The organism is Kitasatospora sp. NPDC093558, from assembly GCF_040683475.1.
Classification (GTDB): Bacteria; Actinomycetota; Actinomycetes; order Streptomycetales; family Streptomycetaceae; genus Kitasatospora.
This window is the reverse complement of sequence record NZ_JBFBDY010000009.1, coordinates 34,434-46,670: the sequence shown is the minus strand read 5'-3', so window position 1 is coordinate 46,670 and position 12,237 is coordinate 34,434. Positions and strand designations below refer to the sequence as shown.

General features: G+C 72.6%; 11 protein-coding genes. All 11 read left to right on the top strand.

Annotated elements, in window-relative coordinates:
• Window positions 1–16: 16 nt before the first annotated feature.
• Window positions 17–439: a DUF6167 family protein gene (locus AB0O00_RS02325; protein ID WP_363648207.1), complete on the top strand. Its 423-nt coding sequence runs from the start codon at window positions 17–19 to the stop codon at window positions 437–439.
• Window positions 439–3,108: an alanine--tRNA ligase gene (gene alaS, locus AB0O00_RS02320; RefSeq protein ID WP_363648205.1), complete on the top strand. Its 2,670-nt coding sequence runs from the start codon at window positions 439–441 to the stop codon at window positions 3,106–3,108. The genes AB0O00_RS02325 and alaS overlap by 1 nt, the downstream gene beginning before the upstream one ends.
• Window positions 3,108–3,587: a Holliday junction resolvase RuvX gene (gene ruvX / locus AB0O00_RS02315; protein WP_359973184.1), complete on the top strand. Its 480-nt coding sequence runs from the start codon at window positions 3,108–3,110 to the stop codon at window positions 3,585–3,587. The genes alaS and ruvX overlap by 1 nt, the downstream gene beginning before the upstream one ends.
• Window positions 3,588–3,681: 94 nt before the next feature.
• The gene (mltG, locus tag AB0O00_RS02310) at window positions 3,682–4,935 is read left to right on the top strand and encodes an endolytic transglycosylase MltG (protein WP_363648203.1); all 1,254 of its coding nucleotides are present in this window, start codon (window positions 3,682–3,684) and stop codon (window positions 4,933–4,935) included.
• A 150-nt stretch (window positions 4,936–5,085) separates the two neighbouring features.
• The gene (mltG, locus tag AB0O00_RS02305; RefSeq protein WP_363648201.1) at window positions 5,086–6,960 is read left to right on the top strand and encodes an endolytic transglycosylase MltG; all 1,875 of its coding nucleotides are present in this window, start codon (window positions 5,086–5,088) and stop codon (window positions 6,958–6,960) included.
• Window positions 6,961–6,994: 34 nt separating this feature from the next.
• The gene (locus AB0O00_RS02300) at window positions 6,995–7,825 is read left to right on the top strand and encodes a shikimate dehydrogenase (protein ID WP_363648199.1); all 831 of its coding nucleotides are present in this window, start codon (window positions 6,995–6,997) and stop codon (window positions 7,823–7,825) included.
• Window positions 7,826–8,022: 197 nt separating this feature from the next.
• Window positions 8,023–9,207: a chorismate synthase gene (aroC, locus tag AB0O00_RS02295; protein WP_363648197.1), complete on the top strand. Its 1,185-nt coding sequence runs from the start codon at window positions 8,023–8,025 to the stop codon at window positions 9,205–9,207.
• Entirely contained in the window at window positions 9,204–9,725 is a 522-nt protein-coding gene (locus AB0O00_RS02290; RefSeq protein ID WP_363648195.1) for a shikimate kinase, read from the top strand. Before aroC ends, AB0O00_RS02290 begins: the two co-directional genes overlap by 4 nt.
• Window positions 9,718–10,806 carry a 3-dehydroquinate synthase gene (aroB, locus tag AB0O00_RS02285; protein WP_363648193.1) on the top strand — a complete coding sequence of 363 codons (1,089 nt, stop codon included), beginning with the start codon at window positions 9,718–9,720 and terminating at the stop codon, window positions 10,804–10,806. Before AB0O00_RS02290 ends, aroB begins: the two co-directional genes overlap by 8 nt.
• Window positions 10,807–10,814: 8 nt before the next feature.
• The gene (gene aroQ, locus AB0O00_RS02280) at window positions 10,815–11,243 is read left to right on the top strand and encodes a type II 3-dehydroquinate dehydratase (RefSeq protein WP_363648213.1); all 429 of its coding nucleotides are present in this window, start codon (window positions 10,815–10,817) and stop codon (window positions 11,241–11,243) included.
• A 129-nt stretch (window positions 11,244–11,372) separates the two neighbouring features.
• Complete coding sequence (locus tag AB0O00_RS02275; protein WP_363648211.1) at window positions 11,373–12,191, top strand: AAA family ATPase; 819 nt, start codon at window positions 11,373–11,375, stop codon at window positions 12,189–12,191.
• Window positions 12,192–12,237 lie beyond the last annotated feature (46 nt).

Below are 12,237 nucleotides of genomic sequence, written 5' to 3'. Positions count from 1 at the left end.
GTGAGGGGCTGACGCCATGGTGCGACGCATCTTCTGGATGGCGGTCGGCGCCGGCGCCACCGTCTGGGCCATGAACAAGGCCAACGAGGCCGTGCACCGGCTCACCCCGGACAGCCTCTCCGGCACCGCCGCGCGCGGTGCGCTGCACCTGGGCGACCTGGCCAAGCAGTTCGCCAAGGACGTGAAGGCCGGCATGGCCGAGCGTGAGGACCAGCTGCGCGACGACCTCGGACTCCACGGCACGGCCGTCGTCGAGCCTCGGCGCGAGCGCCCTGCCCTGCGGGGCGAGCCGCAGTACCGAGCTATCTCGGCGGCGCCCGGCAGCCCGGCCGCCGCCCTGCCTCCAGCCCGCAGAGCCCGCACCACCCAAGCCATTGAAGAAACGCCCCGCCGCGCCCTGCCGCCGCGGGGTGGCACCCCGAACCGGAAGGACCACTAATGGAGTCGGCTGAGATCCGCCGCCGCTGGCTGCGCTTCTTCGAGGAGCGCGGCCACACCGTCGTTCCGTCGGCGTCCCTGGTCGCCGACGACCCCACCCTGCTGCTGGTCAACGCCGGCATGGTGCCGTTCAAGCCCTACTTCCTGGGCGAGGTCAAGCCGCAGTTCTCGCGCGCCACCAGCGTCCAGAAGTGCGTGCGCACCCTGGACATCGAGGAGGTCGGGAAGACCACCCGGCACGGCTCCTTCTTCCAGATGTGCGGCAACTTCTCCTTCGGCGACTACTTCAAGGAAGGAGCCATCAAGTTCGCCTGGGAGCTGCTCACCACTCCCGTCGCGGACGGCGGCTACGGCCTGGAGAAGGAGAAGCTCTGGATCACCGTCTACAAGGACGACGACGAGGCCGAGCAGATCTGGCGTGACGTCATCGGCGTGCCCTCGGAGCGCATCCAGCGCCTGGGCATGAAGGACAACTTCTGGTCGATGGGCGTCCCCGGCCCGTGCGGCCCGTGCTCGGAGATCAACTACGACCGCGGCCCCGCCTACGGCGAGGAGGGCGGCCCGGCCGTCAACGGCGAGCGCTACCTGGAGATCTGGAACCTGGTCTTCATGCAGTACGAGCGCGGCCACGGCGACGGCAAGGACGGCTTCGAGATCCTCGGCGACCTGCCGAGCAAGAACATCGACACCGGCCTCGGCCTGGAGCGCCTCGCCGCCATCCTGCAGGACGTCGACAACCTCTTCGAGATCGACACCAGCCGGATGATCCTCGACCGCGCCGCCGAGCTCACCGGCCACACCTACGGCGCCGACCACAAGTCGGACGTGTCGCTGCGCGTGGTCACCGACCACATCCGCACCGCGCTGATGCTCGTCGGCGACGGCGTCTCCCCCGGCAACGAGGGCCGCGGCTACGTGCTGCGCCGCATCCTGCGCCGCGCCATCCGCAACATGCGCCTGCTGGGTGCCACCGGTCCGGTCGCCAAGGACCTGATCGACATCGCCATCAAGGCGATGGCGCCGCAGTACCCGGAGCTGGAGGCCGACCGCAAGCGCATCGAGACGGTCGTCGTCGGCGAGGAGTCGGCCTTCCTGCAGACGCTGAAGGCCGGCACCAACCTGCTGGACGCGGCGGTCACCGAGACCAAGCAGGCCGGCGGCATCGTCCTCTCCGGCGACCAGGCGTTCAAGCTGCACGACACGTACGGCTTCCCGATCGACCTGACCCTGGAGATGGCCGAGGAGCAGGGCCTCCAGGTCGACGAGGCCGGCTTCCGCCGCCTGATGCAGGAGCAGCGGGACCGCGCCAAGGCCGACGCCAAGGCCAAGAAGATGGGCCACGCCGACGTCGCCGCGTACCGCGAGGTCGCCGACCAGGCCGGCGCGAGCCGGTTCACCGGCTACACCCTCACCGAGGGCGAGGCCACCGTGGTCGGCCTGCTGGTGGACGGCGTCCCGGCGCCGGCCGCCTCCGAGGGCGACGAGGTCGAGATCATCCTCGACCGCACCCCGTTCTACGCCGAGGGCGGCGGCCAGCTCGCCGACCACGGCCGGATCCGGCTGGAGTCCGGCGCGGTCGTCGAGATCCGCGACGTGCAGCAGCCCGTCCCCGGCGTGATCGTCCACTCCGGCGGGGTGCTGTTCGGCGAGGTCGTGCTCGGCGCGTCCGCGTACGCCACGATCGACACGGACCGCCGCCGGGCGATCGCCCGCGCCCACTCGGCGACCCACCTGACCCACCAGGCGCTGCGCGACGCGCTCGGCCCGACGGCCGCCCAGGCCGGCTCCGAGAACGCCCCGGGCCGCTTCCGCTTCGACTTCGGCTCGCCGTCCGCCGTGCCCGGCAGCGTGCTGACCGACGTCGAGCAGAAGATCAACGACGTGCTGACCCGCGAACTGGAGGTCACCGCCGAGATCATGACGATGGACCAGGCCCGCAAGGCCGGCGCCATCGCGATGTTCGGCGAGAAGTACGGCGACGAGGTCCGGGTCGTCACCATCGGCGACTTCTCCAAGGAGCTGTGCGGTGGCACCCACGTCGGCAACACCGCCCAGCTGGGCCTGGTGAAGCTGCTCGGCGAGTCCTCGATCGGCTCCGGCGTGCGCCGCGTCGAGGCGCTGGTCGGCGTCGACGCGTACAAGTTCCTGGCCCGCGAGCACACCGTGGTCTCCCAGCTCACCGAGCTGGTCAAGGGCCGCCCGGAGGAGCTGCCGGAGAAGATCTCGGGCATGCTCACCAAGCTCAAGGACGCCGAGAAGGAGATCGAGCGCTTCCGCGCCGAGAAGGTGCTGGCCGCCGCGGCGGGCCTCGCCGACTCGGCCGAGGACGTGCACGGCATCTCCGTGGTGGCCGCCCAGGTCGCCGACGGGGTCGGCGCGGACGAGCTGCGCAAGCTGGTCCTGGACGTGCGCGGCCGCCTCGGCTCGCGCCCGGCCGTGGTTGCCGCCTTCACCGTGGCGAACGACCGCCCGCTGACCGTGATCGCCACCAACGAGGACGCCCGTGGCCGCGGTATCAAGGCCGGTGAGCTCGTCCGCGTCGCCGCCAAGACCCTCGGCGGCGGCGGTGGCGGCAAGGACGACGTCGCCCAGGGCGGCGGGTCCAACCCGGCCGCGGTCGGCGAGGCCATCGCCGCGGTGCGCGGCCTGGTCGCGGAGCGCGCCTCCTGATGGAGTTCGAGGAGAGGCCCTTCAGACGTGGGCGGCGGATCGCCGTCGACGTCGGTGACGCCCGGATCGGGGTCGCGTCCTGCGACCCCGACGGGGTGCTCGCCACCCCGGTGGAGACCGTCCCGGCCGGTGTGAAGTCGCAGGCCAGGATCGCCGCGATCGTCGACGAGTACGGCGCGATCGAGGTGGTCGTCGGGCTGCCGCGCTCGCTCAGCGGCAAGGAGGGTCCGGCGGCGGAGAAGGTCCGCGCGTACGCGGCGCGGCTGGCCAACCGGGTGTACCCGGTGCCGGTCCGGCTGGTCGACGAGCGGATGTCCACCGTCACCGCGACCCACGGGCTGCGGGCCTCGGGCGTCAAGGCGAAGAAGGGGCGCTCGGTGGTCGACCAGGCCGCCGCGGTCGTGATCCTGCAGTCCGCGCTTGAGTCCGAACGGGTGAGCGGACGCCCGCCCGGTGAGAGCGTCGAGGCGGCGGGCTGACCGGCCTGCTCTAACGTCCCGGAGAGGGGTCCGTGCGGACGCGTCCGCACGGACCCCCTTCGTTTCTTCCGGGACCGCCGAGGGGGCGCGCGCCATGACCGACCAGGACTTCCACCCTGGGCTCACGCCCGGTCACCTCGGTGCGCCGGTGCTGGAACCGGAGGGCCGTCCGCCGGGCGCGCCCCGCCCGCGCCCCGATGCACCGGATCCCCACCGATGGCGTAACGGGCTGGCCTGCGGGCTCACCGCGCTCGCCCTGGTGGCCGTCTTCGGCGGGGCGGGACTGGCCGGGTGGACCTGGGTGCAGGGGCAGCGCAAGCCGCCGGCCGCCGCGGACTACGCGGGGCAGGGCGCCGGGGACGTCCAGGTCTCGGTGCCGGAGGGCGCGGGCCTGTCGCAGATCGCGTCGGCGCTGGTGCGCAACGGCGTCGTGGCGAGCTCGCTCGCCTTCACCCGGGCGGCCAAGGGCAGCGCGGCGGCGGCCGGGCGGATCCAGCCCGGCACGTACACGCTGAAGCAGAAGATGTCGGCCGCGGCGGCGCTGGCCGTCCTGATCGACCCGGCGAACGCCAACGGCCTGACCATTCCCGAGGGCTGGCGCGACTACCAGGTCTTCGCGGCGATCGACAAGAAGCTGAACCTCCCGGCCGGCACCACCCAGCGCACCGCACAGGAGCAGGGCGCCGAGCTCGGCCTGCCGGATTTCGCCAACGGCAGCCCCGAGGGCTACCTCTTCCCCGCCAAGTACAGCGTCACGGACGGGACCACCGCCCTCGACCTGCTGAAGCAGATGGTCGAGCGGGCCGGCAAGGAGTACACCCGGGACGACGCGAACGTCGTCGCCCAGACCCTCGGGCAGAGCCTGTACGGGCTGGTCACGGTGGCGAGCATGGTCCAGGGCGAGGCCGACAACACCGAGGACATGGCCAAGGTCGCGCGGGTGATCTACAACCGGTTGGCGAAGAAGATGCCGCTCCAGCTGGACTCCACCATCAACTACGCGCTCGGCAGGTCCACCCTGAACACCACGGTGACCGACACCAGGCTGGACTCGCCCTACAACACCTACCTGCACCCCGGGCTGCCGCCGTCGCCGATCTCCAACCCCGGACGGCAGGCGATCATGGCCGCGCTGGACCCGGCGCCCGGCGACTGGCTGTACTTCGTCACCGTGAAGCCGGGCGACACCCGCTTCACCGACAGCTTCGACGTGCAGCAGCGCAACGTGGTGGACTTCAACGCCTACCGGGCGGCGCAGGCGAGCGCCTCGGCGGCGGCCTCGGGCACGCCCTCACCGGCGGCGGCCTCCCAGCCGGGCGGAGCCCCGGCAGGTCAGGGCGGGCGCTGACGGAGCTTTCGCCTTTACGGCGGTATGTCTGCGGTACGGTAACGTCTCCTCCCAGGCGTTGCGCTAGCACGCCGGTTCGACAATCAGCCGGGACGCCGTCCCGCGCGGCCGGTCCGATCCGCCGGCCGTCTCCGTCGGGTAAGGGGATCCATGACCGATCTGGGTCGGGGCTACGGCCCCCAGGGCGCCGAGCCGTGGCACCCCGGTGATCCCGCCTACGGCGGACAGCAGGACGGCCAGTGGCAGCAGACGGCCCAGCAGCACATGGGCCAGCAGGGCTACCCGCAGCAGGAGCAGTACCAGCAGCAGATGGCCCAGCAGGGCATGGGTCAGCAGGGCATGGGCCAGCAGGGTTACCAGGACCCGCAGGGCTTCCAGCAGCAGGGGTACGGCCAGGGCTACCCGGGTCAGGAGCAGTACCAGCAGCAGGGGCAGCAGCACGGCCAGTACCCCCAGCAGGGGCAGTACCAGCAGCCGATGGGCCAGCAGCCGATGGGTCAGCAGGGCTTCCCGCAGCAGGGGCAGTACCCCCAGCAGCAGATGCCGCAGCAGCCCATGGGCCAGCAGCAGATGGGCCAGCAGGGCTACCCGCAGCAGGAGCAGTACCAGCAGCAGGTTCCCCCGCAGCAGATGCAGCAGCAGGCGCCCCGGCAGGCCGCGCAGCCCGTACCCCAGCAGGCCGAGCCCGTCTCCGGGCCCGGGCCGGACGGGATCGACTGGGAGGCGGAGGCCGCCGCGCTGGAGGCGGGTGCCGCTCCGGTGGCCGGGCACGAGCCGGCCGAGGAGGAGTGGGACGACCACTTCGAGGAGGGCCACCACGACGACGGCCACCACGGGGACGGCGAGTACCCCGAGGAGGCCGGCGAGCACGGGGAGATCGGCTTCCTCGGCGAGGAGGACGTCTCCCGGGAGGCGCAGAAGAAGCGCAAGGAGAAGGGCAAGAAGTCGGGCCGCCGCAACAGCGGTGCCTGCCTGGTGGTCGCGCTGGTGCTGGTCGGCGCCATGGCCGGGGCCGGCTGGTGGGGCTACGGCTTCTACAAGGACCACTTCGGCCCGCCGCCGGACTTCACGGGCGAGGGCACCGGATCCGTCCAGGTCGAGGTCAAGCCGGGCGCGGTCGGCGCCCAGGTCGGCCTCGCGCTGAAGAACGCCGGCGTGGTCAAGAGCGTCGACGCGTACAGCAAGGCCTGTGACGCCGAGTCGAAGTGCACGACCGTGCAGCCGGGCTTCTACACGCTGAAGAAGGAGATGCCGGCCGCCGCGGCGCTCAAGGAGCTGCTCGACCAGGCGGGCGGCGCGACCATCGTGTTCCCGGAGGGCAAGAACTCCTCCGAGATCTACGCCAAGATCGACGATAAGCTGAAGCTCCAGACGGGCACTACGGCGGGCGTAGCCAAGGCCCACCTCAACGACCTCGGCCTGCCGGCGTATGCGAACGGCAACATCGAGGGCTTCCTCTGGCCGACCCGCTACAACATCGCCGACGGCATGAAGCCCGAGGACCTGCTCAAGCAGATGGTGAAGAACGCCGTCGACAAGTACGCGAACCTGGACGGCCAGGCCGCCTCGGTGGGCCTCAAGAACGGCTACGAGGTGATCACCGAGGCGAGCATCCTGCAGCGCGAGGGCAACAACCCGGCGGACTTCGCGAAGATGGCCAAGACCATCCAGAACCGCCTGGCCAACGAGCCCGAGACCCACCACCGCCTCGGCATGGACACCACGCTGCAGTACTCGCTGGGCCGCAAGGACCTCAACAAGCAGGACATGGACAACGCGTCCAACAAGTACAACACCTACCTCAACCCCGGCCTGCCGCCGACGCCGATCTCCAACCCCGGCGACGGGGCGATCAACGCGGTGCTGCACCCGGCGGACGGCAAGTGGCTGTACTTCATCGCGATGTCCCCGACCGAGACCCGCTTCGCCGAGACGGCCAAGGAGCACTACGCCAACGTCAAGGAGTACTGCCAGGCGGCCGGCCAGAACTTCGACGAGGCCCGCGGCCACTGCACCACCAAGTAGTCCGCACCGGTAACCCGCCCACGGAGAAGCTGCGTTGACCACCAAGCACCGGGCCGCCGTCCTCGGCTCGCCGATCGCCCACTCGCTCTCGCCGGACCTGCACCGGGCCGCCTTCGCGGCGCTCGGGCTGGACGGCTGGCGCTACGACCGGTTCGAGCTGGACGAGGCCGCGCTGCCCGGGTTCGTCGCCGGGCTGGACGAGCAGGAGTGGGCGGGCCTGTCGCTGACCATGCCGTTGAAGCGGGCGGTCATCCCGCTGCTCGACGAGGTCAGTGCGACGGCGCGCGCGGTGGACGCCGTGAACACCGTGGTGTTCACCGCCGACGGGCGGCGCACCGGCGACAACACCGACGTCCCCGGTCTGGTGAACGCGCTGCGCGAGCGCGGCATCACCGAGGTGCCGGGCGCGGCGGTGCTGGGCGCGGGGGCCACCGCGTCCTCGGCGCTGGCGGCGCTGGCACAGATCTGCACCGGCGAGGTGACGGTCTACGTGCGCAGCGCCGAGCGGGCTCGGGAGATGGCCGAGCTCGGCGAGCGGCTCGGCGTCGTCGTGCGGACGGCCGACTGGGAGCGCGGCGCGGAGGCGCTGGCGCAGCCGCTGACCGTCTCCACCACGCCGGTCGGTGCCACGGACGGGTTCGCCGCGGCGCTGCCCGCCGCGCCCGGGGCGCTGTTCGACGTGCTCTACCACCCCTGGCCGACAGCGCTGGCCGCCGCGTGCGCCGGGCGCGGGGCCACCGTCCTCGGAGGGCTCGACCTGCTGGTTCACCAGGCGGTCCTGCAGAGCGAGGCGTTCACGGGACGGACGCCCGGGCCGCTCGCGGCCATGCGGGAGGCGGGGGAGAAGGCGCTCGCCGGGCGCTGAGGCGCCGCGCTCCGTCCGTGGCCGGCTTGTCCGCTCTGGTCCCGACTCGCCCGTTCGGCCCCGTCCGCCCCATTGACCCCTCGGTCCTCGTCCGTCACGCGGACCGGCCCCCCGGGCGGCGCCGGGGCATGAAAGGATTCGATCGGAAGGCACGCCCTGGGCGGCCCGTGGGCCGGCCCGCTGATGAAGGAGCTCCATTGGGTACGTTGCGTTGGCTGACGGCGGGGGAGTCGCACGGCCCCGCACTGGTCGCGACGCTGGAGGGCCTGCCCGCTGGTGTACCGGTCACCACCGCTGTGGTGGCCGACGCGCTGGCGCGCCGCCGGCTCGGTTACGGCCGCGGCGCGCGGATGAAGTTCGAGCAGGACGAGGTGACCTTCCTCGGTGGCGTCCGGCACGGTCTGACCATGGGCAGCCCGGTGGCCATCATGGTCGGCAACACCGAGTGGCCGAAGTGGGACCAGGTCATGTCGGCCGACCCGGTCGACCCCGAGGTGCTCGCAGGCCTCGCCCGCAACGAGGCGCTCACCCGCCCGCGCCCGGGCCACGCCGACCTCGCCGGCATGCAGAAGTACTCGATCGAGGAGGCCCGCCCGATCCTGGAGCGCGCGAGCGCCCGCGAGACGGCCGCCCGGGTCGCGCTCGGCGCCGTCGCCCGCGCGTACCTGAAGGAGACCTGCGGGATCGAGATCGTCAGCCACGTCGTCGAGCTGGCCGCGGCCAAGGCGCCGGCCGGCGTGCTGCCGCTGCCCTCGGACGAGGCGCGGCTGGACGAGGACCCGGTGCGCTGCCTGGACGCCGACGCGTCGAAGGCGATGGTCGCCGAGATCGACCAGGCCCACAAGGACGGCGACACGCTCGGCGGCGTCGTCGAGGTGCTGGCGTACGGGGTGCCGGTGGGCCTCGGCTCGCACGTGCACTGGGACCGCCGCCTGGACGCCCGGCTGGCCGCCGCGCTGATGGGCATCCAGGCGATCAAGGGCGTCGAGGTCGGCGACGGCTTCGAGCTGGCCCGGGTGCCCGGCTCGAAGGCGCACGACGAGATCGTCCCGACCGCCGAGGGCGTCAAGCGCACCACCGGCCGCTCGGGCGGCACCGAGGGCGGTCTGTCCACCGGCGAGCTGCTGCGCGTGCGCGCCGCGATGAAGCCGATCGCGACCGTGCCGCGCGCCCTGCAGACGCTGGACGTGCGCACCGGCGAGCCGGCCAAGGCGCACCACCAGCGCTCGGACGTCTGCGCGGTGCCCGCCGCGGGCATCGTGGCCGAGGCGATGGTCGCCCTGGTGCTGGCCGACGCGGTCAACGAGAAGTTCGGCGGCGACCACGTCTCCGAGACGCGGCGCAACGTGCAGGGCTACCTCGACCACCTGATCGTCCGATGACGATGCCGGTCGTCGTGCTGGTCGGCCCGCCCGGCAGTGGCAAGTCCACCGTCGGGCGGGCCCTGGCCGAGCGCCTCGGCGTCGGCTACCGGGACACCGACGCCGACATCGAGGCGCTGGCCGGCAAGCCGATCCCCGAGATCTTCATCGACGAGGGCGAGCCGTACTTCCGCGAGCTGGAGGTCGGCGCCGTGCGCGCGGCCGTCGAGGGCCACGACGGGGTGCTCGCGCTCGGCGGCGGCGCGGTGATGGCCGAGGCCACCCGCGCGCTGCTGCGCGAGCTGCCCGTGGTGTTCCTGGAGGTCCCGCTGGGCGACGCCGTCAAGCGGGTCGGCCTGGACGCCCCGCGGCCGCTGCTGGCCGTCAACCCGCGGGCCCGCTGGCGCGAGCTGATGGACGCCCGCCGCCCCCTCTACCTCGAGGTGGCCACCGCCGTCGTCGACACCGCGGGCCGCACTCCCGAGCAGGTCGCGGACGCCGTACTGGAAGCACTGGAGCTGAAGACCCCCCATGACTGACACCGTCAGGATTCACGTCGGCGGCAGCGCCGGCCACGACCCGTACGACGTGCTGATCGGGCACCAGCTGCTCGGCGAGCTGGCGCCGCTGATCGGCACCCGTGCGAAGCGGGTCGCGATCATCCACCCCGAGGCGCTCGCTGCCACCGCCGACGCCATCCGCGACGACCTGCTCGGCGAGGGCTACGAGGCGATCGCGCTCCAGGTGCCGAACGCCGAGGAGGCGAAGAGCGCCGAGGTCGCCGCGTACTGCTGGTCGGTGCTCGGGCAGACCGGGTTCACCCGCAGCGACGTCATCGTCGGCCTCGGCGGCGGCGCCACCACCGACCTGGCCGGCTTCGTCGCCGCGACCTGGCTGCGCGGGGTGCGCTGGGTGTCGATGCCGACCACCCTGCTCGGCATGGTCGACGCGGCCGTCGGCGGCAAGACCGGCATCAACATCGCCGAGGGCAAGAACATGGTCGGCGCCTTCCACCCGCCGGTGGGCGTGCTGGCCGACCTGGGCACCCTGGAGACCGTGCCCACGCACGACTACGTCTCCGGCCTCGCCGAGGTCATCAAGTGCGGCTTCATCGCCGACCCGGCGATCCTCGACCTGATCGAGGCCGACCCGGAGGGCGCCAGGACGCCGGCCGGCCCGCACACCGTCGAGCTGATCCGGCGCGCCATCCAGGTCAAGGCCGACGTGGTCTCCGGCGACCTCAAGGAGTCCGGTCAGCGGGAGATCCTCAACTACGGCCACACGCTGGGCCACGCCATCGAGCGCAACGAGCGCTACAAGTGGCGGCACGGCGCCGCGATCTCCATCGGCATGGTCTACGCCGCCGAACTCGGCCGCCTGGCCGGGCGGTTGGACGACGAGACGGCCGACCGGCACCGCAGCGTGCTGGCCTCCGTCGGCCTGCCGCTGACCTACCGGGCGGACGCCTGGCCGAAGCTGCTGGACGCCATGAAGATCGACAAGAAGTCGCGCGGCGACCTGATCCGCTTCATCGTCCTGGACGGCCTCGGCAAGACGTCCGTCCTGGAGGGCCCCGACCCGTCGCTGCTCGTCGCCGCCTACGCGGAGGTCTCGGCGTGACCAGGGTCATGGTGCTCAACGGCCCCAACCTCGGGCGCCTCGGCAGCCGCGAGCCGGACGTCTACGGCGCCACCTCGTACGCCGGGCTGGTCGAGCGCTGCACGGCGCTCGGCGCGGAGTTCGGCTTCGAGGTCGAGGTGCACGAGACCAACTCCGAGCAGCAGATGGTCGAGTGGCTGCACGAGGCGGCCGACGGCAAGGTGCCCGTGGTGATCAACCCGGGCGCGTTCACGCACTACTCGTACGCGATGCGGGACGCGGCGGCCCAGCGCACCGCGCCGCTCATCGAGGTGCACATCTCCAACCCGTACGCGCGCGAGACCTTCCGGCACACCTCGGTCATCGCCGCCGTCGCCTCCGGCACCATCGCCGGGTTCGGGCTCGGCTCGTACGAACTCGCCCTGCGCGCCCTGGCGGAGCAGCTCACCACGCGCTGACGGAGGCCCGGAGGGCTCGGACGGGCGGCGGCCCGGCGGCGGACTGTGCCCGTCGCCGGGCCTCCGTGTAGTGTCCCCGCTGGGAGAAGTCGGGAGGTGACCGTGACGCAGTACGCCGGGGGTGGACAGGTGCCCCCTCGTCCTGTTGCTCCGCCGGTCCGGTCGGCTGCCGGGGCCGCCACGGCCGCGACGTCCCCCGGTCCGGTGCCGTTCGGCGGGCGCGTGCCGCCGCCCGTCCCGCCCGCGCCGGTGCCGGGTTCTCCGGCTCCTGCGCCGGCTCCCGCTCCCGCTCCTGCAGCGCCGATGCCGGCCGGGGCCACCGGGCACTTCGTCCTCCCCTCCGGCGCGCCCGTCCAGCTCCCGGCCCACCCCTCGCAGCGGCACGCGCCCGCCGGACCGATCGCCGTCCTGCTGATCGGGCCCGCCGGCGCCGGCAAGACCACCGTCGCCCGGTACTGGGCCGAGCGGCGGCACACCCCGACCGCGCACATCAGCCTGGACGACGTCCGCGAGTGGGTGCAGTCCGGCTTCGCCAACCCGCAGACCGGCTGGAACAACGCCTCCGAGGCCCAGTACCGGCTGGCCCGCCGCACCTGCGGCTTCGCCTGCCGCAACTACCTCGCCAACGGCATCTCCTGCATCATCGACGACGCCGTCTTCCCCGACCGTCCGGCCATCGGCCTCGGCGGCTGGAAGCGGCACATCGGCCCCGGCATGCTGCCCGTCGTGCTCCTGCCCAGCCTCGACTCGGTGCTCGGCCGCAACGCCCGGCGCAGCGGCAACCGGCGGCTGGGCGACGAGGAGGTCGCCCGCATCCACGGGCGGATGGCCGGCTGGTACAACTCCGGGCTGCCGATCATCGACAACTCGTACCTGGACGTCGCCGCGACGGCGGCCGAGCTCGACCGGGTGATCCTGGCCAGGCTCATGGGGATGCCGGTCCGCTGACCTGCGCGTTCGCCGGGTTGTCGGTGGCGGCTGCGATGATGGGCGG